The 23,935-nt window shown below is 62.7% G+C and carries 19 protein-coding genes; all 19 read left to right on the forward strand.

Annotation, left to right across the window (positions count from 1 at the left end; translation table 11 throughout):
* Nucleotides 1-107: 107 nt before the first annotated feature.
* The 19 genes from hutC to Q8O96_RS19950 all read left to right on the forward strand — a co-directional run bounded on the left by hutC (nt 108) and on the right by Q8O96_RS19950 (nt 23,906).
* On the forward strand, nt 108-857 hold the full coding sequence (gene hutC / locus Q8O96_RS19860; RefSeq protein WP_102862760.1) for a histidine utilization repressor: 750 nt from the start codon (nt 108-110) through the stop codon (nt 855-857).
* Nucleotides 854-1,426 carry a HutD family protein gene (locus Q8O96_RS19865; RefSeq protein WP_305949280.1) on the forward strand — a complete coding sequence of 191 codons (573 nt, stop codon included), beginning with the start codon at nt 854-856 and terminating at the stop codon, nt 1,424-1,426. The genes hutC and Q8O96_RS19865 overlap by 4 nt, the downstream gene beginning before the upstream one ends.
* Before the next feature lie 403 nt (nt 1,427-1,829).
* Nucleotides 1,830-3,512 carry a urocanate hydratase gene (gene hutU / locus Q8O96_RS19870; protein ID WP_305949281.1) on the forward strand — a complete coding sequence of 561 codons (1,683 nt, stop codon included), beginning with the start codon at nt 1,830-1,832 and terminating at the stop codon, nt 3,510-3,512.
* Between the two features lie 145 nt (nt 3,513-3,657).
* Nucleotides 3,658-5,127 carry a cytosine permease gene (locus Q8O96_RS19875; RefSeq protein ID WP_207166947.1) on the forward strand — a complete coding sequence of 490 codons (1,470 nt, stop codon included), beginning with the start codon at nt 3,658-3,660 and terminating at the stop codon, nt 5,125-5,127.
* Nucleotides 5,128-5,202: 75 nt separating this feature from the next.
* Nucleotides 5,203-6,168, forward strand: a complete 966-nt coding sequence (locus tag Q8O96_RS19880; protein ID WP_102862764.1) for an ABC transporter substrate-binding protein — start codon at nt 5,203-5,205, stop codon at nt 6,166-6,168.
* A 72-nt stretch (nt 6,169-6,240) separates the two neighbouring features.
* Nucleotides 6,241-7,092 (forward strand): proline/glycine betaine ABC transporter permease, encoded by an 852-nt coding sequence (locus Q8O96_RS19885; RefSeq protein WP_102862765.1) that lies wholly within the window; start codon nt 6,241-6,243, stop codon nt 7,090-7,092.
* A complete protein-coding gene (locus tag Q8O96_RS19890; protein WP_102862766.1) occupies nt 7,089-7,919 on the forward strand; it encodes a glycine betaine/L-proline ABC transporter ATP-binding protein in 831 nt (276 codons plus the stop codon). Before Q8O96_RS19885 ends, Q8O96_RS19890 begins: the two co-directional genes overlap by 4 nt.
* Nucleotides 7,920-7,988: 69 nt before the next feature.
* Complete coding sequence (gene hutH / locus Q8O96_RS19895; protein ID WP_305949282.1) at nt 7,989-9,512, forward strand: histidine ammonia-lyase; 1,524 nt, start codon at nt 7,989-7,991, stop codon at nt 9,510-9,512.
* A gap of 116 nt (nt 9,513-9,628) precedes the next feature.
* The gene (gene hutH / locus Q8O96_RS19900; protein ID WP_102862768.1) at nt 9,629-11,167 is read left to right on the forward strand and encodes a histidine ammonia-lyase; all 1,539 of its coding nucleotides are present in this window, start codon (nt 9,629-9,631) and stop codon (nt 11,165-11,167) included.
* 156 nt (nt 11,168-11,323) lie between these two features.
* Entirely contained in the window at nt 11,324-12,736 is a 1,413-nt protein-coding gene (locus Q8O96_RS19905; RefSeq protein ID WP_102862769.1) for an amino acid permease, read from the forward strand.
* Between the two features lie 12 nt (nt 12,737-12,748).
* Nucleotides 12,749-13,954: an imidazolonepropionase gene (gene hutI / locus Q8O96_RS19910; RefSeq protein ID WP_102862770.1), complete on the forward strand. Its 1,206-nt coding sequence runs from the start codon at nt 12,749-12,751 to the stop codon at nt 13,952-13,954.
* Nucleotides 13,955-13,964: 10 nt separating this feature from the next.
* Nucleotides 13,965-14,765, forward strand: coding sequence for an N-formylglutamate deformylase (hutG, locus tag Q8O96_RS19915; RefSeq protein ID WP_102862771.1), 801 nt, complete (start codon nt 13,965-13,967; stop codon nt 14,763-14,765).
* Between the two features lie 217 nt (nt 14,766-14,982).
* Complete coding sequence (gene pip, locus Q8O96_RS19920; protein WP_102862772.1) at nt 14,983-15,954, forward strand: prolyl aminopeptidase; 972 nt, start codon at nt 14,983-14,985, stop codon at nt 15,952-15,954.
* On the forward strand, nt 15,951-16,388 hold the full coding sequence (gene dtd / locus Q8O96_RS19925) for a D-aminoacyl-tRNA deacylase (protein WP_102862773.1): 438 nt from the start codon (nt 15,951-15,953) through the stop codon (nt 16,386-16,388). Before pip ends, dtd begins: the two co-directional genes overlap by 4 nt.
* Nucleotides 16,389-16,664: 276 nt before the next feature.
* Nucleotides 16,665-18,488 carry a glucan biosynthesis protein G gene (locus tag Q8O96_RS19930; protein ID WP_115582461.1) on the forward strand — a complete coding sequence of 608 codons (1,824 nt, stop codon included), beginning with the start codon at nt 16,665-16,667 and terminating at the stop codon, nt 18,486-18,488.
* Nucleotides 18,481-21,051: a glucans biosynthesis glucosyltransferase MdoH gene (mdoH, locus tag Q8O96_RS19935; protein WP_102862774.1), complete on the forward strand. Its 2,571-nt coding sequence runs from the start codon at nt 18,481-18,483 to the stop codon at nt 21,049-21,051. Before Q8O96_RS19930 ends, mdoH begins: the two co-directional genes overlap by 8 nt.
* 225 nt (nt 21,052-21,276) lie before the next feature.
* On the forward strand, nt 21,277-22,074 hold the full coding sequence (locus tag Q8O96_RS19940; RefSeq protein WP_305949283.1) for a transporter substrate-binding domain-containing protein: 798 nt from the start codon (nt 21,277-21,279) through the stop codon (nt 22,072-22,074).
* Between the two features lie 145 nt (nt 22,075-22,219).
* On the forward strand, nt 22,220-23,179 hold the full coding sequence (locus tag Q8O96_RS19945; protein WP_102862776.1) for an amino acid ABC transporter permease: 960 nt from the start codon (nt 22,220-22,222) through the stop codon (nt 23,177-23,179).
* Entirely contained in the window at nt 23,172-23,906 is a 735-nt protein-coding gene (locus Q8O96_RS19950) for an amino acid ABC transporter ATP-binding protein (protein ID WP_102862777.1), read from the forward strand. The genes Q8O96_RS19945 and Q8O96_RS19950 overlap by 8 nt, the downstream gene beginning before the upstream one ends.
* Nucleotides 23,907-23,935: the final 29 nt, after the last annotated feature.

The following is a 23,935-nucleotide window of genomic DNA, read 5'->3' on the forward strand; positions in this document are numbered from 1 at the left end:
GGTTCAAGCACCCCATCGTGTGTTATTTGTATATACATATACAGACGTTTGCCTGCTCGGTAAACTCCGGCAAGCTAGTCACCTTTTTTGCTCAACAAGGATTTCCCGTGCCGACTCCGCCTGCCAAATCGCCGCTGGCTGCCCATCTGGGCGATAGTCCGGCGCCCTTGTATGCCCGCGTCAAACAGATGATCACCCAGCAGATCGAGAGCGGAAACTGGCCGCCGCATTACCGCGTTCCCTCGGAAAGCGAGCTGGTCAATCAGCTGGGTTTCAGCCGCATGACCATCAACCGCGCACTGCGTGAGATGACCGCTGAGGGCATGCTGGTTCGCATGCAGGGCGTGGGGACCTTCGTCGCCGAACCCAAGAGCCAATCGGCCTTGTTCGAAGTGCACAACATTGCCGACGAGATCGCCTCCCGCGGTCATCGCCACACCTGCCGGGTCGTCACCCTGGGCGAAGAGGCTGCCGGTTCGGAGCGCGCCCTGGCCCTGGACATGCGCGAAGGGCAGCGAGTCTTCCACTCGCTGATCGTGCATTTCGAGAACGACATCCCGGTGCAGATAGAGGATCGCTTCGTCAACGCCCTGGTGGCGCCGGAGTACCTCAAGCAGGACTTCACCCTGCAAACCCCTTACGCCTATCTGTCCCAGGTCGCCCCCCTGACCGAGGGCGAGCATGTGGTGGAGGCGATTCTCGCCGAGCCCGAAGAGTGCGAGCTGCTGCAGATCGAGCGTGGCGAGCCGTGCCTGTTGATTCGGCGTCGCACCTGGTCCGGGCGCCAGCCGGTGACCGCCGCCCGCTTGATCCACCCCGGTTCCCGTCATCGTCTGGAAGGGCGTTTTCATAAATGATCCAGTCCACTCTGTTACGCGCCGCCGACTACCCGCGCATGCCATGGAAAAACGGCGGCGGCAGCACCGAAGAAATCACCCGTGACGCCGGCACTGGCCTGGAAGGTTTTGGCTGGCGCTTGTCGATTGCCGATATCGGCGAATCCGGCGGCTTTTCCAGCTTTGCCGGTTATCAGCGGATCATCACCGTGCTGCAGGGTGCGGGCATGCAACTGACGGTCGATGGCGAAGAGGTACGGCCCTTGCTGCCCCTGGACCCCTTTGCCTTCAGCGGTGCCAGCCAGGTGAATTGCACCCTGCTGGAGGGCGCGATCCGCGATTTCAACCTGATCTATTGCCCTGAGCGTTACGTCGCCCGCTTGCAGTGGTTCGATGGTCAGCAACGCTTCTTCACCCAGGCGCACACCGTGCTGGTGTTCAGTGTCGCCGAGCAGACCTGGGTGGACACGGGCAGCATCCCGGTGCAGGCATTGGGGTGTTATGACTGCCTGCGCCTGGATGACAATGCCGGGGTTATGGAAATCGCCACCGATGGACGCTGCTGCGTCATCGAACTCACCGCCATCTGATCATTGTGGCTGGACGCAGGCCGGGATACGGCCTGCTACCGGCTTCTATTCGTTCCCTCGCTGCGCCGGAACCCCAGCCCGCACCTGCCGTGCAGAACTGGCGCACATCTCTCTGCAATTGCTGTTTCTCTCGCGCACCAGTTTGTTACCGAACGCCCCAGCACAGCGCAAAACCGGGTTTTGGTAACAGCTTCGCTGCGGCCAAAAATCTCTTCTGGAAAATTCTCGCCATTTTGAAAGCCTTGTCCAGCAAGGCTTGCGGTTTGCTCTCAAGGTTTTTCAGGTACATCTCAAGCGAGTTGGCCGCTTGATTGCATATGCTTGTATGTACAAGTAAATATGTGTGCGTAAGAGTCGATGGAATCCTCTTCGCACCTTGGACTCATCGCCGAGGAGTTTTTCCGTGACTGACAGCAAACCCACCCAATTCCGCAACGTCGAAATCCGCGCTGCACGTGGCAACAAGCTGACCGCCAAGAGCTGGCTGACCGAAGCGCCGCTGCGCATGCTGATGAACAACCTCGACCCGGAAGTTGCAGAGAATCCCAAGGAACTGGTGGTCTACGGTGGCATTGGCCGCGCCGCGCGCAACTGGGAGTGCTATGACAAGATCGTCGAAGCCCTGACCCAACTGAATGACGACGAGACCCTGCTGGTGCAGTCCGGCAAACCGGTGGGCGTGTTCAAGACCCACAGCAACGCACCGCGGGTGCTGATCGCCAACTCCAACCTGGTGCCGCACTGGGCCAGTTGGGAGCACTTCAATGAACTGGACGCCAAGGGCCTGGCCATGTACGGCCAGATGACCGCCGGCAGCTGGATCTACATCGGTAGCCAGGGCATCGTCCAAGGCACTTATGAAACCTTCGTTGAAGCCGGTCGCCAGCATTACGACTCCAACCTCAAGGGCCGCTGGGTCCTGACCGCCGGCCTGGGTGGCATGGGCGGCGCGCAGCCGCTGGCCGCGACCCTGGCCGGGGCCTGCTCGCTGAACATCGAGTGCCAGCAGACCAGCATCGACTTCCGCCTCAAGACCCGCTACGTCGACGAGCAGGCCACCGACCTGGACGACGCCCTGGCACGCATCAAGAAATACACCGCCGAAGGCCGCGCGATCTCCATCGCCCTGTGTGGCAACGCCGCAGAAATCCTGCCGGAACTGGTACGCCGTGGTGTGCGTCCGGACATGGTCACCGACCAGACCAGCGCCCACGACCCGCTCAACGGCTACCTGCCCAAGGGCTGGACCTGGGAGCAGTACCGCGACCGCGCCAAGACTGAGCCCGCTGCCGTGATTAAGGCCGCCAAGCAGTCCATGGCCGAGCACGTCAAAGCCATGCTGGCCTTCCAGAAGATGGGCGTCCCGACCTTCGACTACGGCAACAACGTCCGCCAGATGGCCCAGGAAGAGGGCGTGGAAAACGCGTTCGACTTCCCGGGTTTCGTGCCCGCCTACATCCGTCCGCTGTTCTGCCGTGGCGTTGGTCCATTCCGCTGGGCGGCGCTGTCTGGCGATCCGCAGGACATCTACAAGACCGACGCCAAGGTCAAGGAACTGATCCCTGACGATGCCCACCTGCACAACTGGCTGGACATGGCCCGCGAGCGCATCAGCTTCCAGGGCCTGCCGGCGCGGATCTGCTGGGTCGGCCTGGGCCAGCGCGCCAAGCTCGGCCTGGCGTTCAACGAAATGGTCCGCAGCGGCGAGCTGTCGGCGCCGATCGTCATCGGTCGCGACCACCTGGATTCCGGCTCGGTGGCCAGCCCGAACCGTGAAACCGAATCCATGCAGGACGGCTCCGACGCCGTGTCCGACTGGCCGCTGCTCAACGCCCTGTTGAACACTGCCAGCGGTGCGACCTGGGTTTCCCTGCACCACGGTGGCGGTGTCGGCATGGGTTTCTCCCAGCATTCGGGGATGGTCATCGTCTGCGACGGTACCGACGAAGCGGCCGAGCGGATTGCCCGGGTGCTGCACAACGATCCGGCCACCGGGGTCATGCGTCATGCCGACGCCGGCTACCAGATCGCCATCGACTGCGCCAAGGAACAGGGCCTGAACCTGCCGATGATCACCGGCAAGTAACCGGAGTACCGGTTCACCCCACTCTCCCTGTAGGAGCCAGCTTGCTGGCGAAGCAAGCACCACGGTGCATCAGCTGCACCACCTCGCGAGCAAGCTCGCTCCTACAGTGGAAATCGTCTGCAGTGCCCATAGAGGTTTGACGTCCATGGCCTTAGCGAATGATCGTGCAAGCAGCAAGCCGTTGATCGAAAGGCGTTCGATCGACTACATCCCGGAAGCGGAAAGACACGGTCGTCTACTGAGCCAGTTCACCCTGTGGCTGGGTGCCAACCTGCAGATCACGGCCATCGTCACCGGCGCTCTGGCGGTGGTGTTGGGCGGTGATGTGTTCTGGTCGTTGATCGGGCTGTTGATCGGGCAACTGCTGGGTGGCGCAGTGATGGCGCTGCATGCGGCGCAAGGACCGAAGCTCGGCCTGCCGCAGATGATTTCCAGCCGGGTGCAGTTCGGGGTCTATGGCGCGGCCATTCCGATGGTGCTGGTGTGCCTGATGTACCTGGGTTTCACCGCAACCGGCACGGTGCTTTCCGGGCAGGCGCTGGGCCAGATGTTCGGCGTCAGTGACAGCATCGGCATCCTGATCTTCGCCAGCGTGATTGTGCTGGTCACGGTGCTTGGCTATCGGGTGATTCACTACATCGGCCGGGTTGCCAGCGTGATCGGCGTGATCGCCTTTTTCTACCTGTTCAGCCGGCTGCTGAGCCAGACCGACGTCAGCGCCTTGCTGGCGATTCGGCACTTCAGCTGGAGCAGCTTCCTCCTGGCGGTGTCGTTGGCCGCATCCTGGCAGATCGCGTTCGGTCCTTATGTCGCCGACTATTCGCGCTACCTGCCGAGCAAGACGTCGCCATTGAAGACCTTCCTCGCCGCGGGTGCCGGTTCGGTGATCGGTGCCCAGGTGGCGATGGTGCTCGGGGTGTTCGCCGCGGCCTTGTCCCAGGGCCAGTTCGCCGGTCGTGAAGTGGCCTACATCGTCGGCCTGGGCGGCAGCGGCGCCATAGCGGCGTTGCTCTATTTCAGCATCGCCTTCGGCAAGGTGACCATCTCGACGCTGAACTCCTACGGCAGCTTCATGTGTATCGCCACCATCATCAGCGGCTTTCGCGGCGAGCTGAAAGTGACGCGCTTGCAGCGGTTGATCGCGGTGTTGCTGATTGTCGGTGCCGCGACCCTGATCGCGCTGCTGGGCCAGCACTCGTTCCTCGGCGCATTCAAGTCTTTCATCCTGTTCCTGCTGGCGTTCTTCACGCCCTGGAGCGCGATCAACCTGGTGGATTTCTACTGCATCACCAAAGAGCGCTATGACATCCCGGCGCTGTCCAATCCGGACGGCCGCTACGGGCGCTGGAATGCCATGGGCATCACTATTTATGTGTTCGGCGTGCTGATCCAGATGCCGTTCATTTCCACCCACTTCTATACCGGCCCCCTGGTGGCGAGTCTGGGCGATACCGATATCTCCTGGATCATCGGCCTGGTGGTACCCGCGGCGTTGTACTACGTCTGCGCGAAGAAGTGGCATGGCGCGGTGCCCGAGCACCTGATCCTGCCGGTAGAGCAGGACGCGCCCAACGAACAAAAGCTGAGTCAGGCCCGTCGCGCTGCAGCGGTGTGAGTCTTGACGGGACGTGGACAGGGCTGGATGCCTCTTAACTGCCGTAAGCCAACTCATGATTAGGAGCGTCACACAATGAAAATGCATAAGACCCTGCTGACCACGTTGCTGTCCATGGGCTTGCTGGCCGCTTCCGGCGCCCAGGCGGCCGGCTGGTGCGAGTCGGGCAAACCGGTGAAGTTCGCCGGCCTGAATTGGGAAAGCGGCATGTTGCTGACCGACGTCCTGCAGTTCGTCCTGGAGAAGGGCTACGACTGCAAGACCGATAGCCTGCCGGGCAACTCCATCACCATGGAGAACGCCCTGGGCAGCAATGACATCCAGGTCTTCGCCGAAGAGTGGGTGGGCCGCAGCGAGGTGTGGAACAAGGCCGAGAAGGCCGGCAAGGTGGTGGGCGTCGGCGCGCCGGTGGTGGGAGCCGTCGAAGGCTGGTACGTGCCGCGCTATGTGATCGAGGGCGACGCCAAGCGCAAGCTCGAAGCCAAGGCGCCAAACCTGAAAAACATCGCCGACCTGGGCCAGTACGCCAGCGTGTTCAAAGACCCGGAAGAACCGAGCAAGGGCCGCTTCTACAACTGCCCGGCCGGTTGGACCTGTGAGCTGGACAACAGCGAGATGCTCAAGAGCTACGGCCTGGAAAGCCGCTACACCAACTTCCGCCCGGGCACCGGCCCGGCCCTGGATGCGGCGGTGTTGTCGAGCTACAAGCGTGGCGAACCGATTCTCTTCTACTACTGGTCGCCGACCCCGCTCATGGGCCAGGTGGATCTGGTCAAGCTGGAGGAAAAACCCGGCGTCGACAAGAGCGTGAGCATCAAGGTCGGCCTGTCCAAGACCTTCCATGACGAAGCTCCTGAACTGGTGGCGGTACTGGCCAAGGCCAACCTGCCCATCGACCTGCTCAACCAGAATCTGGCGCGCATGACCCGCGAACGCATCGAGTCGCCGAAACTGGCGAAACTCTTCCTCAAGGAACATCCTGAAGTCTGGCACCCATGGGTCAGCGACGACGCTGCCAGGAAAATCGACGCGGCCTTGTAGGTCGGGCTTTTCCGACGGTTCACAAGAGCCGTCGGAGGCTGGACCACAACCTCCTTTGATCGAGAGTTTCTTATGTTTCCAGAAAGCTTCACCTTTTCCATCGCCGACTGGGTCAACGGCTGGGTCGACTCCCTGGTGACCAATTACGGTGATGTGTTCCGGCACATTTCCGACACCTTGTTGTGGGCCATCGTCAACCTTGAAGGCCTGCTGCGCATGGCGCCCTGGTGGCTGATGCTGGCGATTGTCGGCGGCATTGCCTGGCACTCCACCCGCAAGCTGCTGACCACGGCGGTGATTGTCGGCCTGCTGTTCCTGGTGGGCGCCGTCGGCCTGTGGGACAAGCTGATGCAGACCCTGGCGCTGATGCTGGTGGCGACCGTGATCTCGGTGCTGATCGGCATTCCCCTGGGGATTCTCTCGGCTCGCAGCAACCGCTTGCGTTCGGTATTGATGCCGCTGCTGGACATCATGCAGACCATGCCCAGCTTCGTGTACCTGATCCCGGTGCTGATGCTGTTCGGCCTGGGCAAGGTGCCGGCGATCTTCGCCACGGTGATCTACGCCGCACCGCCGCTGATTCGTCTCACCGACCTGGGCATCCGCCAGGTGGACGGTGAAGTGATGGAGGCGATCAACGCCTTCGGCGCCAACCGCTGGCAACAGCTGTTCGGCGTGCAACTGCCTCTGGCCCTGCCAAGCATCATGGCGGGGATCAACCAGACCACCATGATGGCCCTGTCGATGGTGGTGATCGCCTCGATGATCGGGGCCCGCGGCCTGGGCGAGGATGTGCTGGTGGGAATCCAGACCCTCAACGTCGGGCGCGGCCTGGAAGCGGGGTTGGCGATCGTGATTCTGGCGGTGGTGATCGACCGCATTACCCAGGCCTACGGTCGTCCACGTCATGAGGTGAGCAAATGAGCAGCGCTGCCGTGAGCAAGATCGAAGTCAGGAACGTCTTCAAGGTATTCGGCAACCGCCCCTCTGACGCCCTGGCGATGATCCGCCAGGGCCAGAGCAAGGATCAGGTACTGGCCCAGACCGGCTGCGTGGTGGGGGTCAATGATCTGTCCCTGAGCATCGGCACCGGTGAGATCTTCGTCATCATGGGCCTGTCCGGTTCCGGCAAGTCGACCCTGGTGCGCCACTTCAACCGCCTGATCGACCCCACCAGCGGGGCGATCCTGGTGGATGGCGAAGACATCCTGCAATACGACATGGAAGCCTTGCGCCAATTCCGCCGGCACAAGATCAGCATGGTGTTCCAGAGCTTCGGCCTGCTGCCCCACCGCAATGTTCAGGACAACGTCGCCTACGGCCTCAAGGTGCGTGGCGAGAGCAAGTCGCTGTGCGCCGAGCGGGCCCTGCACTGGATCAACACCGTGGGCCTCAAGGGTTACGAGAAGAAGTACCCGCACCAGCTGTCCGGCGGCATGCGCCAACGGGTCGGCCTGGCCCGGGCCCTGGCCGCGGACACCGACATCATCCTCATGGATGAAGCCTTCAGCGCCCTGGACCCGTTGATCCGCGCCGAGATGCAGGACCAGCTGCTGGAGCTGCAGAAGACCCTGCACAAGACCATTGTCTTCATCACCCACGATCTGGACGAGGCGGTACGCATCGGCAACCGCATCGCGATCCTCAAGGACGGCCGCCTGATCCAGGTGGGTACGCCGAAGGAGATCCTGCATTCGCCGGCGGATGAGTACGTCGATCGTTTCGTCCAGCGCCGCGCCGCCACCGTGTAGGAGCCGGCTTGCCGGCCAAAGGTCCGGCAAAGCGGCAGACAACCCAAGGTTTGCAAGAAGAGGTCCCCGATGTCCCAGGCTGAAAAAATCGTTATCGCCGACGCCCCTCTGGGTTGGCAGGATGTTGTCGCTGTCGCCCGTCATGGCGCGCAGCTGGCGCTTTCGGCCCAGGCCTGGGCGCGTATCGACAATGCCCAGGCCATCGTCCGCCAGGTGGTGGACAGTGGCGAACGGGCCTATGGCATCAGCACGGGCCTGGGCGCCTTGTGCAACGTGGTGCTGGCCGGTGAGCAACTCAGCCAGCTGTCGCGCAACACCTTGCTCAGCCATGCCTGCGGTGTCGGGCCGGCGCTGGCCGATGAGCAGACCCGGGCGATCCTTTGCGCCGCCATCATCAACTACAGCCACGGCAAATCCGGCATCCACCGGCAAGTGGTCGAGGCGCTGCTGACCCTGCTCAATCGCGGCATCACTCCACAGGTGCCGTCCCAGGGCTCGGTGGGTTACCTGACCCACATGGCCCACATTGGCATCGCCTTGCTTGGCGTCGGTCAGGTCAGCTATCGCGGTCGTATTGTCAGCGCCGAACAGGCCCTGGCCGAAGAAGGGCTGCAGCCGGTGCAACTGGGGGCCAAGGATGGCTTGTGCCTGGTCAACGGCACGCCGTGCATGACGGGCCTGAGTTGCCTGGCCCTGGCCGATGCCAGTCGCCTGTTGCAGTGGGCCGACGTCATCGGCGCCATGAGCTTCGAAGCCCAGCGGGGCCAGATCGACGCCTTCGATGCCCAGATCATTGCCCTCAAGGCGCACCCCGGCATGCAGGTGGTGGGCAGCAATCTGCGGGCCTTGCTCGATGGCAGTGAAGTCATCGCCGCCAGCCGCGGCATCCGCACCCAGGACGCCTTGAGTATCCGTTCCATTCCCCAGGTGCATGGCGCCGCCCGGGATCAACTGGCCCATGCGGTCAAACAAGTGGAAACCGAGCTCAATGGCGCGACCGACAATCCGTTGCTGCTGGGCACCCCGGAGCACTATCGAGTGGTGTCCCAGGCCAACCCCCACGGGCAATCGGTGGCGCTGGCGGCGGACCTGCTGGCCATCGCCATGGCCGAGATCGGCTCCATTGCCGAACGTCGCCTGGACCGCTTGATCAACCCCCATGTCAGTGGCTTGCCGGCGTTCCTGGTCAGCGAGCCCGGGGTCAACTCTGGAATGATGATCGTGCAATACGTGGCCGCCTCGCTGTGCGCACAGAACCGTCAGCTGGCCCAGCCGGCGGTGCTGGACAACTACGTGACTTCGGGCCTGCAGGAAGACCACCTGAGCCTGGGCACCAATGCCGCCCTGAAGCTGCATCAGGTGCTGGAGAACTGCACCCAGATCCTGGCCATCGAGTACCTGCTGGCGGCCCAGGCCTTCGAGTTTCTCAAGGAGCAGCGTTTCGGCACCGGCACCGGTATCGCCTGGTGCCTGCTGCGCGAGCGGGTCCCGGCCTATGACCAGGACCGCTGGCTGGCGCCGGACATTGCCAGCGCTGCGGCCCTGCTCAAGGACCCTTTGCTGCTGCACAAACGCTTTTCCAAGGTGCAATGAACCGTTTTTTCCATCACCAGCGTGCCAAGGCGTCACTCGTGCAAAACCGCGAATGACGACGGATAACGGAAGCTTCCGGAGCGACTGGTAGTTATTACAAAACTCTCAAAAGGAGCATGAATGTGACTGCGCTTAACCTGATTCCCGGCCAACTGACCCTGGCCCAACTGCGGGCCATCTATCAGCAGCCGCTGACCCTGACCCTGGATGACAGCGCCTCGGCGCAGATCGACGCCAGCGTCGCTTGTGTCGAGCAGATTCTCGCCGAGAACCGCACCGCCTACGGGATCAACACCGGTTTTGGCCTGCTGGCTTCGACCCGCATCGCCAGCGCCGACCTGGAAAACCTGCAGCGCTCCCTGGTGCTGTCCCATGCCGCTGGCGTGGGCGAGCCCATCAGCGACGATCTGGTGCGCCTGATCATGGTGCTCAAGGTCAACAGCCTGAGCCGCGGTTTCTCCGGCATCCGCCGTCAGGTGATCGATGCCCTGATCGCCCTGATCAACGCCGAGGTCTATCCGCATATTCCGCTCAAGGGCTCGGTGGGCGCTTCCGGCGACCTGGCGCCTTTGGCCCACATGTCCCTGGTGCTGCTGGGTGAGGGCAAGGCGCGCTACAAGGGCCAGTGGCTGGAAGCGACCGCGGCCCTGGAAGTCGCCGGCCTCAAGCCGCTGACCCTGGCCGCCAAGGAAGGCCTGGCGCTGCTCAACGGCACCCAGGTGTCCACCGCGTTCGCCTTGCGCGGGCTGTTCGAAGGCGAAGACCTGTTTGCCGGTGCTCTGGTGTGCGGCGGCCTGACGGTGGAAGCGGTGCTGGGTTCGCGCTCGCCGTTCGACCCACGGATTCACGCCGCTCGCGGTCAGCGCGGGCAGATTGACACCGCTGCGGCCTATCGCGCCTTGCTGGGGGACAGCACCGAGGTGTCCGCCTCGCACCAGAACTGCGACAAGGTCCAGGACCCGTACTCCCTGCGTTGCCAGCCGCAAGTGATGGGCGCCTGCTTGACTCAGTTCCGCCAGGCCGCCGAAGTGCTGGTGGTCGAAGCCAACGCGGTGTCCGATAACCCACTGGTGTTCGCTGCCGAAGGCGATGTGATTTCCGGTGGCAACTTCCACGCCGAACCCGTGGCCATGGCGGCCGACAACATGGCCCTGGCCATCGCCGAGATTGCGTCCCTGAGCGAGCGCCGTATCTCGCTGATGATGGACAAGCACATGTCCCAGCTGCCGCCGTTCCTGGTGGCCAATGGCGGGGTCAACTCCGGCTTCATGATTGCCCAGGTGACCGCTGCGGCCCTGGCCAGCGAGAACAAGGCCCTGGCCCACCCGCACTCGGTGGACAGCATTCCCACTTCCGCCAACCAGGAAGACCACGTTTCCATGGCGCCGGCCGCCGGCAAGCGCTTGTGGGAAATGGCCGAGAACACCCGCGGTGTGCTGGCCGTGGAATGGCTGGCGGCCTGTCAGGGCCTGGACCTGCGCGAAGGCCTGAAAACCTCGCCGACCCTGGAAAAAGCCCGCGCCACCCTGCGCGAGAAGGTGGCGTACTACGAGAAGGACCGTTTCTTTGCTCCGGATATCAACGCGGCCAGCGAGTTGTTGGCTTCGCGCTGCCTGAATGGGCTGCTGCCAGCCCAGTTGTTGCCGAGCCTGTAATGCACGCCGGGCCGCCAGATGACTCCGCGCTCGGCCGAGATCGGTGGCCCCTGTTGGTTCGCTGTACCTGCTAAACGGGCGCGGAGCGCCCGTTTCTGCCGCCCCGCGCTTCTGCGCGGAACGCACTTGTCCGATAACAATAAAAGGGACGATGACATGCAATCGCAAGAAACAGGATTACGTCGGGGGCTGACAGCCCGCCATATACGCTTCATGGCCTTGGGATCGGCCATTGGCACCGGATTGTTCTACGGCTCGGCTTCCGCCATCCAGATGGCCGGCCCGGCGGTGCTGCTGGCCTACCTGATTGGTGGTGCAGCGGTGTTCATGGTGATGCGCGCCCTGGGGGAGATGGCCGTGCACAACCCGGTGTCCGGCTCCTTCGGGCAGTACGCCAGCCAGTACCTGGGGCCCTTGCCGGGCTTTATCCTGGGCTGGACCTACGCGTTCGAGATGCTCATCGTCTGCCTGGCAGACGTCACCGCCTTTGGCATCTATATGGGTTTCTGGTTTCCCGAGGTGGCACGCTGGATCTGGGTGCTGGGCATCGTCCTGCTCATCGGCGGGTTGAACCTGTGCAGCGTCAAGGTTTTCGGCGAGATGGAGTTCTGGCTGTCGCTGCTCAAGGTCGGGGCGATCATCGCCATGATCCTCGGTGGTTTCGGCATCATGCTGTTCGGCATTGGCAGCGCGCTCACCGAGCAGGCCACCGGCGCCAGCAACCTCTGGGCCCATGGCGGCTTCATGCCCAATGGCATCAGCGGGGTGATCGCCTCCTTTGCGGTGGTGATGTTTGCCTTTGGCGGCATCGAGATCATCGGTGTCACCGCCGGTGAGGCCAAGGACCCGCAGCGGGTCATCCCCAAGGCGATCAACGCGGTGCCGCTGCGCATCCTACTGTTCTATGTGCTGACCCTGTTCGTGCTGATGTCGATTTTCCCCTGGCCGCAGATCGGCACCCAGGGCAGCCCCTTCGTGCAGATCTTCGACAGCCTGGGCATCAGCTCGGCGGCCACCATCCTTAATATCGTGGTGATTTCGGCGGCGGTGTCGGCGATCAACAGCGATATCTTTGGTGCCGGGCGCATGATGTACGGCCTGGCCCAGCAAGGGCAGGCGCCCAAGGGCTTTGCCCAGATTTCCAAGGCCGGCGTGCCGTGGATGACCGTGGTGGTGATGGCCGTGACGCTGTTGGGTGGCGTGGTGCTGAACTACCTGATCCCGGAAAACATCTTCCTGCTGATCGCTTCCCTGGCAACCTTCGCCACGGTCTGGGTGTGGCTGATGATTCTGTTGACCCATGTGGCGATGCGCCGCTCCATGACCGCCGAGCAAGTGGCCCGGTTGCAGTTCAAGGTGCCGTTCTGGCCTTGGGCGCCGGCAGCGGCGATTGCCTTCATGCTGTTCATCTTCGGCGTGCTGGGCTATTTCCCGAAAACTCAAGCGGCGCTGATGGTGGGCGTGGTGTGGATCATTCTGCTGGTGGTGGCCTATATGCTGTGGGTCAAGCCGGCGGCGGGACAGGCTCAGCAGATCCGCGTCGATTCTTCTTTACCTACTGATCATTAACGGAGGCCTTGGATGAGAACTCTTTGGCAACACTGCAACGTCGCCAGCATGGCCCAGGGCACTTACTCGATCATCGAGGACGCGGCTATCGTGACGTCAGGGGCGCACATCGAGTGGATTGGTCGGCGCCAGCAGGCGCCGGTCGCCGATGACCACCAGGTCCAGGACCTGGGCGGCGCCTGGGTGACTCCGGGCCTGATCGATTGCCACACCCATACGGTGTTCGGCGGCAACCGCAGCGGCGAGTTCGAGCAGCGCCTGCAGGGCGTGAGCTACGCTGAGATCGCCGCGGCCGGTGGTGGTATCGCCAGCACCGTGAGGGCGACCCGCGCGGCCACTGAAGAGGAGCTGTTCGTCAGCGCTCGCAAGCGTCTGCTGAGCCTGTTGCGCGACGGTGTCACCAGCGTCGAAATCAAGTCCGGCTACGGCCTGGACCTGGCCAGCGAGCGCAAGATGCTGCGGGTGATCCGCCGTCTTGGCGAGGAGTTGCCGGTCAGTGTGCGCAGCACCTGCCTGGCGGCTCACGCTCTGCCGCCGGAATATGCCCAGCGCAGCGACGACTACATCGAGCACATCTGCAGCGAGATGCTCCCGGCCCTGGCGGCCGAGGGGCTGGTGGATGCGGTGGATGCCTTCTGTGAGTACCTGGCGTTCTCCCCGGCGCAGGTGGAGCGGGTATTCATTGCCGCGCAGAAGCTCGGCCTGCCGGTGAAACTGCATGCCGAACAATTGTCGTCCTTGCATGGCTCGAGCCTGGCGGCGCGCTACCGGGCGCTGTCCGCCGATCACCTGGAGTTCATGACCGAGGACGATGCCATGGCCATGGCGGCTTCGGGAACCGTGGCAGTGCTGTTGCCGGGGGCTTTCTATTTCCTCCGGGAAACCCAGTTGCCGCCGATGGAAGCCCTGCGCAAGCACGGGGTGAAGATTGCCGTGGCCAGCGATCTCAATCCCGGGACTTCGCCGGCGTTGTCGCTGCGCCTGATGCTGAACATGGCCTGCACCTGTTTGCGGTTGACGCCGGAAGAGGCGTTGGCCGGGGTCACCCTGCACGCGGCCCAGGCCCTGGGCATGGAGCAGACCCATGGTTCACTGGAGGTGGGTAAGGTGGCGGACTTTGTCGCCTGGCAGATCGATCGTCCCGCCGACCTGGCTTACTGGCTGGGCGGCGACCTGGAAAAACGCGTCGTGCGACACGGCGTTGAAGTGACTGTTTAGGAGACAGGTTGTGGATAAGGTTCTGACATTCAAACAAGGCCGGGTGCCCCTGCTGATCAGCATGCCCCACGCCGGTACGCGCTTGACCCCGGCAGTGATGGCCGGGCTGGTTCCACAGGCGCAAAGCCTGCCGGACACCGACTGGCATATTCCGCGGCTGTATCAGTTCGCCGAGGAGCTGGGAGCCAGCACCCTGGCGGCCGAATACTCGCGTTTCGTCATCGACCTGAATCGGCCGTCCGATGACAAGCCGCTGTACGTCGGTGCTACCACCGGGCTGTACCCGGCGACGCTGTTCGATGGCGAGCCGTTGTTCGTTGAAGGGCAGGCGCCGTCCAAAGAAGAGCGGCAACAGTACCTGGAGCAAGTCTGGGGGCCCTATCACCGCACCCTGCAGGGGGAGCTGGCACGGCTCAAGGCCGAGTTCGGCTATGCCTTGCTGTTCGATGCCCACTCCATCCGTTCGCTGATCCCTCATCTGTTCGAGGGCAAGCTGCCGGACTTCAACCTCGGCACCTTCAACGGCGCCAGCTGCGATCCGCAACTGGCCGGCCGTCTGGAGAGCATCTGCGCCGCCCACGGCGATTACACCCATGTGCTCAATGGTCGTTTCAAGGGCGGTCATATCACCCGGCATTACGGCAACCCGGCCGAGCACATTCATGCGGTGCAACTGGAACTGGCGCAGAGCGCCTATATGGAGGAGTTCGAGCCATTCCGCTATCGCGAGGACCTGGCTGCACCGACCCAGGTGGTGCTCAAGGCATTGCTGCAGGGACTGCTGGCCTGGGGGCAGGAGCGTTACCGCTGACATTGCTTGCGCCTGCAAGCTGGCTCCTATTGCGGATGCACGCCTTTATGTAGGGGCGAGCTTGCTCGCCAAGCGCCCTGCGCAACTCGTTGCAATCCCTTGAACAACCCTGTTTTCTTCAAGGACATGCTGATTGCGTAATTCGGGTTTATGATGCCGAACGGCAGCATAAATGAAGTCCCCAGCAGGGATGAACCCGACCTCCACGGAGCGCGTAATGCAGACTTTGTACCCGCAGATCAAACCCTATGCCCGGCACGATCTGGCCGTCGACAAGCCCCATGTGCTGTATGTCGACGAAAGTGGTTCACCGGAAGGTTTGCCGGTGGTGTTCATTCACGGTGGCCCGGGGGCGGGCTGTGATGGGGCGAGTCGCTGCTATTTCGACCCGAACCTGTACCGCATCGTCACCTTCGACCAGCGCGGTTGCGGGCGTTCCACCCCCCACGCGAGCCTGGAAAACAACACCACCTGGGACCTGGTGGCGGACCTGGAGCGGATTCGCCAGCACCTGGGCATCGACAAATGGGTGTTGTTCGGTGGCTCCTGGGGATCGACCCTGGCCCTGGCCTATGCCCAGGCCCACCCGGATCGGGTGCTGGGCCTGATCGTGCGGGGCGTCTTCCTGGCCCGTCCCCAGGAAATCCAGTGGTACTACCAGTGCGGCGCCAGCCGCCTGTTTCCGGATTACTGGCAGGACTACGTGGCACCGATTCCCCTGGAGGAACGTCACGACCTGGTTAGCGCCTTCCACAAGCGCCTGACCGGCAATGACCAGATCGCCCAGATGCATGCCGCCAAGGCCTGGTCGGGTTGGGAAGGGCGCACCGCGACCCTGCGTCCGAACCCGCTGGTGGTGGACCGCTTCTCCGAGCCGCAGCGGGCGCTGTCGATTGCCCGGATCGAATGCCATTACTTCATCAACAACGCGTTCCTCGAACCGGACCAGTTGATCCGCGACATGGGCAAGATTGCCCATCTGCCCGGGGTCATCATCCACGGTCGCTACGACGTGATCTGCCCCCTGGACAACGCCTGGGAGCTACATCAGGCCTGGCCCAACAGCGAGCTGCAGGTGATACGCGACGCCGGTCACGCCGCCTCGGAACCCGGCATCACCGACGCTCTGGTACGCGCCACTGATCAGATGGCGCGCCGCCTGCTTGACCTGCCGCCCGAAGAAGCATGAAGGGCCTGTTGCAGCGCGTGCGCGGCGCGCGGGTGGAAGTGGCCGGGGAAATAGTCGGTGCGGTGGACCAGGGCTTGCTGGTGCTGGTGGCGGTAGAGCCCGAGGACACTCGGGCCAGCGCCGACAAACTCCTGCACAAGCTGCTTAACTATCGGGTGTTCAGCGATGCTGAGGGCAAGATGAACCTGTCCCTGGCGGATGTGCAGGGCGGGCTGCTGCTGGTGTCGCAGTTCACCTTGGCGGCAGACACCAAGAGCGGGTTGCGCCCAAGCTTTTCCACGGCTGCACCACCGGCCCTTGGCGAAGAGCTTTTTGATTACCTGATAGCGAAGGCGCAACAGTTGCATGGCAAAGTGGCATCAGGGCGTTTTGGCGCGGACATGCAGGTGCATCTGGTCAACGATGGCCCGGTAACCTTCCTGTTACAGACCTGAAAACGCCTGAAACAGCTTTTTCCGCCGATTTGAGCCGGAAACTGCTGTTTTTCACGATAAATACTTTGTTACCCCTGATGCGTTGTAACGCGGGCTACTAGATAATCGCGCGCTACGGGGATCAGCGTTCGTTGGTCCATTTTGACTTTAGTAGAGACTTGTCCACGGCCGTTTGGGGAATCATTTAGCCCCATCGGAGTCGGAACAATGCTCGCCAACCTGGCATATAGATAGCTGGCCGTTGGTTCTTAGATCTGTTTTCGGCGAGGGTTGCTCGTGATTGTTAGTCCCTGTAATGCACCAAACTTGTTTGCCAAACGGTTACGAAACGCACTGGTGACGGGCTCTGCGCTGGTCTGCCTGTTCGGCGCCGGTCAACTCATGGCATTCAACCTGGATGATGTGTCGGCCAAGGCCAAAGACTTGGCCGGGCAAAAGTATGAGGCCCCGCGCAGTAACCTGCCGAACGAGTTCCGTGAGATGAAGTTCGCGGACTACCAGAAAATCCGCTTCCTCAGCGAAAAAGCCGAATGGGCCAATCAGAAGACCCCGTTCAAGCTGTCGTTCTATCACCAGGGCATGCACTTCGACACGCCGGTGAAGATCAACGAGATCAGCGCCAACACTGTTTCCGAGATCAAGTACGACCCGAGTCGCTTCGATTTCGGCGACGTCAAGTTCGATCCCAAGGCCACCGAAAAGCTCGGCTATGCCGGTTTCCGTGTGCTGTACCCGATCAACAAGGCTGACAAGCAAGACGAAATCATGACCATGCTGGGCGCGAGCTACTTCCGCGTCATTGGCAAAGGCCACACTTATGGCCTGTCCGCTCGTGGTCTGGCGATCGACACCGCCCTGCCGTCCGGCGAAGAGTTTCCGCGTTTCAGCGAGTTCTGGATCCAACAACCCAAGCCAACCGACAAGCACCTGGTGATCTACGCCCTGCTGGACTCGCCACGGGCCACTGGCGCCTACCGCCTGACCCTGCGTCCGGGCGCCGACACCGTCGTCGACGTCAAGGCTCGGGTGTTCCTGCGTGACAAGGTGGGCAAGCTGGGCCTGGCCCCGCTGACCAGCATGTACCTGTTCGGCGCCAACCAGCCCTCGAAAGTCCTCAACTACCGCCGCGAGCTGCACGATTCCAGCGGCCTGTCGATCCATGCCGGCAACGGCGAGTGGATCTGGCGTCCTCTGAACAACCCGAAACACTTGGCCGTGAGCAACTTCTCGGTAGAGAACCCGCGTGGTTTCGGCCTGCTGCAGCGTGGCCGCGACTTCAGCCACTATGAAGACCTCGACGACCGCTACGACAAGCGCCCAAGCGCCTGGATCGAGCCCAAGGGCGACTGGGGCAAAGGCACCGTCGACCTGGTAGAGATCCCGACTGCGGACGAAACCAACGACAACATCGTGGCCTTCTGGAGCCCGGAAAAGCAGCCTGAACCGGGCCAGCCGTTGGACTTCGCCTACCGTATGCACTGGACCATCGACGAAGCCGCCCTGCATTCGCCTGACAGCGCCTGGGTGCAGCAAACCCTGCGCTCCACCGGTGACGTCAAGCAATCCAACCTGATTCGTCAACCCGATGGCAGCGTTGCCTATCTGGTGGACTTCCAGGGCCCATCCCTGGCGGCATTGCCGGAAAACGCCGAAGTGCGCAGCCAGGTCAGTGTTGGCGACAACGCCGAGCTGGTGGAAAACAGCGTTCGCTACAACCCGGAAACCAAAGGCTGGCGCCTGACTCTGCGGATGAAGATCAAGGATGCGAGCAAGGCCACCGAGATGCGGGCCGCGCTGGTGCGCAACATCCCGGTAGCCGAGCCGGCCAAGGCCTCGACGCCAAACTCCAACTCCTCCGTTGCCAAGGCCGACAAGATCGCCGCCAAGCAACAGGAGAAGAAGGAGAAGGAAGCCGCTGCGGCAGCGGCCAAGCAGGCTGACGCCAAGCCGGCCAAAGACGCCAAAGACGCCAAGAACGCCAAGGACCACAAAGACGCCAAGCAGCCTGCTGCCGAGGCGGCCCCAGCCACACCGGAACCGGTTAAAACTGAACAAGTCCTGACCGAGACCTGGAGCTATCAGTTGCCTGCCGATGAGTAACTCTCAACTACAGCCAGAGACTCTTGCCGAGTACCTGGCGCACTTGCCGATGTCGGATGCGCAGCGCGCGGAGCTCGCGGGCTGCCAGTCCTTCAGCGAACTGCACCAACGTCTGTCGTCAACGACCTTCGACGCTCCAACCGATGCCGCCCAGGCATCGGTGGGCCAGCGTCTGTCCCTGAGCACCGCCGCGGAACTCGAAGAAGCGGAGATGCTTGCGGTCGACGCCGAAGGTCGGGTCTGCCTCAAGGCCACGCCGCCGATCCGCCGCACCAAGGTGGTACCGGAGCCGTGGCGCACCAATATCCTGGTGCGCGGCTGGCGGCGCCTGACCGGGCGCACCAACCCGCCGGCGCCGAAGAAGGACGAGCGTGTGCTGCCGGCGGCCCGCTGGCGCACCGTGGGTTCGATCCGCCGCTACATCCTGCTGGTGCTGATGCTCGGCCAGACCATCGTCGCCGGCTGGTACATGAAAGGCATCATGCCGTATCAGGGCTGGTCCTTCGTCGACCTGGAAGAGGTGATGCACCAGCCGCTGATGCAGACCGCGCAGCAAGTGCTGCCCTATGCTCTGCAGACCAGCATCCTGATCCTCTTCGGCATCCTGTTCTGCTGGGTGTCGGCGGGTTTCTGGACTGCGTTGATGGGCTTCCTGGAGCTGTTGACCGGTCACGACAAGTACCGCATTTCCGGGGCCAGCGCCGGCAACGAGCCGATTCCCAAGGACGCGCGTACCGCACTGGTGATGCCGATCTGCAACGAAGACGTGCCGCGGGTGTTTGCCGGCCTGCGCGCCACCTTCGAGTCGGTGGCGGCTACTGGTGATCTGGATCGCTTCGACTTCTTCGTCTTGAGCGACAGCAACGACAGTGATATCTGCGTCGCCGAGCAGCAGGCCTGGCTGGATGTCTGCCGGGAAGCCAAGGGCTTCGGCAAGATCTTCTATCGCCGCCGCCGGCGCCGGGTGAAGCGCAAGAGTGGCAACCTCGACGACTTCTGCCGTCGCTGGGGCGGCGACTACAAGTACATGGTGGTGCTCGACGCCGACAGCGTGATGAGCGGCGAATGCCTGACCAGCCTGGTGCGCCTGATGGAAGCCACGCCGGATGCGGGGATCATCCAGACCGCGCCGCGGGCCTCGGGCATGGACACGCTGTATGCGCGCATGCAGCAGTTCGCCACCCGGGTCTATGGTCCGCTGTTCACTGCCGGCCTGCACTTCTGGCAGTTGGGCGAGTCGCACTACTGGGGCCACAACGCGATCATCCGCATGAAGCCGTTCATCGAGCACTGCGCCCTGGCGCCGTTGCCCGGTAAAGGTGCCTTCGCCGGTGCGATCCTGTCCCACGACTTCGTCGAAGCCGCACTGATGCGCCGTGCCGGCTGGGGCGTGTGGATTGCCTACGATCTGCCTGGCAGTTACGAAGAGCTGCCGCCGAACCTGCTGGACGAACTCAAGCGTGACCGGCGCTGGTGCCACGGCAACCTGATGAACTTCCGCCTGTTCCTGGTCAAGGGCATGCACCCGGTGCACCGCGCGGTGTTCCTCACCGGGGTGATGTCCTACCTGTCGGCGCCGTTGTGGTTCTTCTTCCTGGTGCTGTCCACGGCTCTGCTGGCGGTCAATACCCTGATGGAGCCGCAGTACTTCCTTGAACCGCGGCAGCTGTATCCGCTGTGGCCGCAGTGGCACCCGGACAAAGCCATCGCGCTGTTCTCCACGACTATCGTGCTGCTGTTCTTGCCCAAGCTGTTGAGCATCATCCTGATCTGGGCCAAGGGTGCGAAAGAGTTCGGCGGCAAGTTCAAGGTGACCCTGTCGATGCTTCTGGAGATGCTGTTCTCCATGCTGCTGGCGCCGGTGCGGATGATTTTCCACACCCGTTTCGTCCTGGCCGCGTTCCTCGGTTGGGCCGCGACCTGGAACTCGCCGCAACGTGACGACGACTCCACGCCATGGAGCGAAGCCGTGCGCCGCCACGGTCCGCAGACCCTGCTGGGCTTCTGCTGGGCCTTGCTGGTGATCTGGCTGAACCCCAGCTTCCTCTGGTGGCTGGTGCCGATTGTCGGTTCGCTGATGCTGTCGATCCCGGTGTCGGTGATCTCCAGTCGTGTCGGTCTGGGCCTGAAGTCCCGTGACGAGAGCCTGTTCCTGATTCCCGAGGAATACGCTCCGCCCCAGGCGCTGCTGGCCACCGATCAGTACACCCACGAGAACCGCTGGCATGCGCTCAACGACGGCTTTATCCGCGCCGTTGTCGACCCGCAGCAGAACGCTCTGGCCTGTGCCCTGGCCACCTCCCGCCACACCCAGGCCGAGCCGATCGAGTGGCTGCGCCAGGAGCGGGTGCGCCATGCCCTGAAAGTCGGCCCGGCGGCCTTGAACAACAGCGAGCGCCTGGCGCTGTTGAGCGATCCGGTGGCCCTGGGACGCTTGCACCAGCAAGTCTGGAGCGAGGGCCACAGCGATTGGCTGGATGCCTGGCGCCAGTCGGTGGATGCTGATCCCCATGCGCCGCTGCTGCCATTGCAGCCGCTGATGGCGGCACCGCAACCGGCCTGAAGCCAACGCCCTTGAGCCTCCACTCAAGGGCGTTTTGCTTTGCGCGGCCAATAGCCCCGTATCCCCCCTTTGTAACAACAAAAATCCTTGTGCAAACGGCCGAGTGCGTTAGCATCGCTCCCGCAAATTTCTGTGCGTGATCGACAATGGCTTGATATCCCAAGATTTTCATTCCAGGCCCGCCGCGTGCAGACACCACAATAAAATGGCTTCAGGGGACTTGAGATGAAGAAGTATCTTTCGCTGCTGCTGGCAGGCGCCGCCGCCATGCTGGCGGTCACTACCGCCCACGCCGGCGCCATCGATGACGCGGTCAAGCGCGGTACGCTGAAGGTCGGCATGGACCCGACCTACATGCCGTTCGAGATGACCAACAAGCGCGGCGAAATCATCGGTTTCGAAGTCGACCTGCTCAAGGCCATGGTCAAGTCCATGGGAGTCAAGCTGGAGTTGGTTTCCACTGGCTACGACGGCATTATCCCGGCGCTGCTCACCGACAAGTTCGACATGATCGGCAGCGGCATGACCCTGACCCAGGAACGCAACCTGCGCCTGAACTTCAGCGAGCCCTTCATCGTGGTCGGCCAGACCCTGCTGATCCGCAAAGACCTGGAAGGCACCATCAAGTCCTACAAGGATCTGAACAGCGCCGACTACCGCATCACCTCCAAGCTGGGCACCACTGGGGAAATGGTCGCCAAGAAGCTGATCGCCAAGGCCAAGTACCACGGCTACGACAACGAGCAGGAAGCGGTGCTGGACGTGGTCAACGGCAAGGCCGACGCCTTTATCTACGACGCCCCGTACAACGTGGTGGCGGTGAACAAGGTGGGCAACGGCAAGCTGACGTTCCTCGACAAGCCGTTCACCTACGAGCCTCTGGCCTTCGGCCTGAAGAAGGGTGACTACGACAGCATCAACTTCATCAACAACTTCCTGCACCAGATCCGCGAAGACGGCACCTACGATCGCATCCATGACAAGTGGTTCAAGAGCACCGAGTGGCTCAAGGACATGGAGTAACGCTGCTTGGGCGGTGCGGGTCGTTTCAGTGACCGCGCACCGTTCTCCTTCGCCGGCCAGCCGGCTCCTACGGGGCATGTGTAGGCGCCGGCTGGCCGGCGAAAGCGTCTGATTTCGCAATACCCACTCCGGAACCTGCACAGCAATGAAACAGAAAAAAGCCCAATGGCCCTGGCATGTATTGACCGTGCTGGTGCTGATCGGCCTGGCCGGCGCTCTCTACTACGCCACCTCGCTGATGTCCTACGAATGGCGCTGGAACCGTGTCCCCCAATACTTCGTTTACCAGGCCGAAGAATCCCAGCGGGCGGCGGAGATCTCCACCGTCGCCGAGGTTGTGCGCCAGGGCGGCAAGGCTCAAGTCACCCTGCGCGGTGACTCGGGTGCCGAGCAGCATCTGAGTGTCGATGAAGGCAGCCTGCAGGTGGCTAGCGGCGATGACGTGGCCGAAGGCGACGTGATTGGCGTGACCCGGCATTGGGCGGCGGGCCCCCTGTTGTGGGGCTTGTGGACCACCTTGTGGCTGTCGGTGGTGTCTGGCGTATTGGGCCTGCTCATCGGCCTTGGCACCGGCCTGTGCCGGCTGTCCAGCAACCCGACCCTGCGCGACCTGTCGACGATTTATGTCGAGCTGGTGCGGGGGACGCCGCTGCTGGTGCAGATCTTCATTTTCTATTTCTTCATCGGCACGGTGCTCAACCTGTCCCGGGAGTTCGCCGGGATCGCTGCGTTGTCGCTGTTTACCGGGGCTTATGTGGCGGAAATCGTCCGTGCCGGGGTGCAATCCATCACCCGCGGGCAGAACGAAGCGGCCCGTTCCCTGGGGCTCAGCGCCGGCCAGTCGATGCGTCACGTGGTGCTGCCTCAGGCGTTCAAACGAGTGCTGCCGCCCCTGGCCGGGCAGTTCATCAGCCTGGTCAAGGACACTTCGCTGGTGTCGGTGATCGCCATTACCGAGCTGCTCAAGAGCGGCCGGGAAGTCATTACCACCTCGTTCTCGCCGTTCGAGATCCTGTTCTGTGTGGCGGGCCTGTATTTGTTGATCAACCTGCCGCTGTCGAAGATGGCCAGTCGGCTTGAGCGGAGGCTCGCGCAAAGTGATTGAAGTCCGCGATCTGGTAAAAGTCTTCGACACCCGCGGCCAGGTGGTGCGTGCGGTGGATAACGTCACCACCCAGGTGGCCAAGGGCGAAGTGCTGGTGGTGATCGGTCCGTCCGGTTCCGGCAAGTCGACCTTCCTGCGTTGCCTCAATGGCCTGGAAGAGTTCGACTCGGGTTCGGTGAGCATCGACGGCCTGCAACTGGCCGATCCAAAGACCGATGTGAACGCCTATCGCCGGGAAGTCGGCATGGTGTTCCAGCATTTCAACCTGTTCCCCCACATGACCGTGCTGGAAAACCTCTGTCTGGCGCAGAAGGTGGTGCGCAAGCGGGGCAAGCAGGAGCGCGAGGCCAAGGCCCTGGCGTTGCTGGAGAAAGTCGGTATCGCACAGAAGGCCCACGAGTTTCCTTCGCGGCTTTCCGGCGGTCAGCAGCAGCGGGTGGCGATTGCCCGGGCCCTGGCGATGGAGCCCAAGGTCATGCTGTTCGATGAGCCAACCTCGGCCCTGGACCCGGAAATGGTCGGCGAGGTGCTGGATGTGATGAAGACCCTGGCCCTGGAAGGCATGACCATGGTTTGCGTCACTCACGAGATGGGTTTTGCCCGGGAAGTGGCGGATCGGGTGCTGTTTTTCGATCACGGCAAGCTGCTGGAAGATGCGGCGCCGGAGGTGTTCTTCGCTGCGCCGAAAGACCCTCGGGCCCAGGCTTTCCTGCGTCAGGTGCTGTGAGGCTTTCGCCGGTAATTCGGCTCCTGCAG

Origin of the sequence: Pseudomonas sp. LPH60, assembly GCF_030718165.1 — a bacterium.
GTDB classification, from domain to species: Bacteria; Pseudomonadota; Gammaproteobacteria; order Pseudomonadales; family Pseudomonadaceae; genus Aquipseudomonas; species Aquipseudomonas danubii.

What these genes read in the sequence shown, in the direction of transcription:
- Q8O96_RS19880 (WP_102862764.1), top strand. Translation starts at nt 5,203, where the DNA reads ATGAAAATGCATAAGACCCTGCTGACCACGTTGCTGTCCATGGGCTTG.
- mdoH (WP_102862774.1), top strand. Translation starts at nt 18,481, where the DNA reads ATGAGTAACTCTCAACTACAGCCAGAGACTCTTGCCGAGTACCTGGCG.
- pip (WP_102862772.1), top strand. Translation starts at nt 14,983, where the DNA reads ATGCAGACTTTGTACCCGCAGATCAAACCCTATGCCCGGCACGATCTG.
- hutI (WP_102862770.1), top strand. Translation starts at nt 12,749, where the DNA reads ATGAGAACTCTTTGGCAACACTGCAACGTCGCCAGCATGGCCCAGGGC.
- hutH (WP_102862768.1), top strand. Translation starts at nt 9,629, where the DNA reads ATGAATGTGACTGCGCTTAACCTGATTCCCGGCCAACTGACCCTGGCC.
- Q8O96_RS19890 (WP_102862766.1), top strand. Translation starts at nt 7,089, where the DNA reads ATGAGCAGCGCTGCCGTGAGCAAGATCGAAGTCAGGAACGTCTTCAAG.
- dtd (WP_102862773.1), top strand. Translation starts at nt 15,951, where the DNA reads ATGAAGGGCCTGTTGCAGCGCGTGCGCGGCGCGCGGGTGGAAGTGGCC.
- hutH (WP_305949282.1), top strand. Translation starts at nt 7,989, where the DNA reads ATGTCCCAGGCTGAAAAAATCGTTATCGCCGACGCCCCTCTGGGTTGG.
- Q8O96_RS19945 (WP_102862776.1), top strand. Translation starts at nt 22,220, where the DNA reads ATGAAACAGAAAAAAGCCCAATGGCCCTGGCATGTATTGACCGTGCTG.
- Q8O96_RS19905 (WP_102862769.1), top strand. Translation starts at nt 11,324, where the DNA reads ATGCAATCGCAAGAAACAGGATTACGTCGGGGGCTGACAGCCCGCCAT.
- Q8O96_RS19940 (WP_305949283.1), top strand. Translation starts at nt 21,277, where the DNA reads ATGAAGAAGTATCTTTCGCTGCTGCTGGCAGGCGCCGCCGCCATGCTG.
- Q8O96_RS19865 (WP_305949280.1), top strand. Translation starts at nt 854, where the DNA reads ATGATCCAGTCCACTCTGTTACGCGCCGCCGACTACCCGCGCATGCCA.
- Q8O96_RS19875 (WP_207166947.1), top strand. Translation starts at nt 3,658, where the DNA reads ATGGCCTTAGCGAATGATCGTGCAAGCAGCAAGCCGTTGATCGAAAGG.
- Q8O96_RS19885 (WP_102862765.1), top strand. Translation starts at nt 6,241, where the DNA reads ATGTTTCCAGAAAGCTTCACCTTTTCCATCGCCGACTGGGTCAACGGC.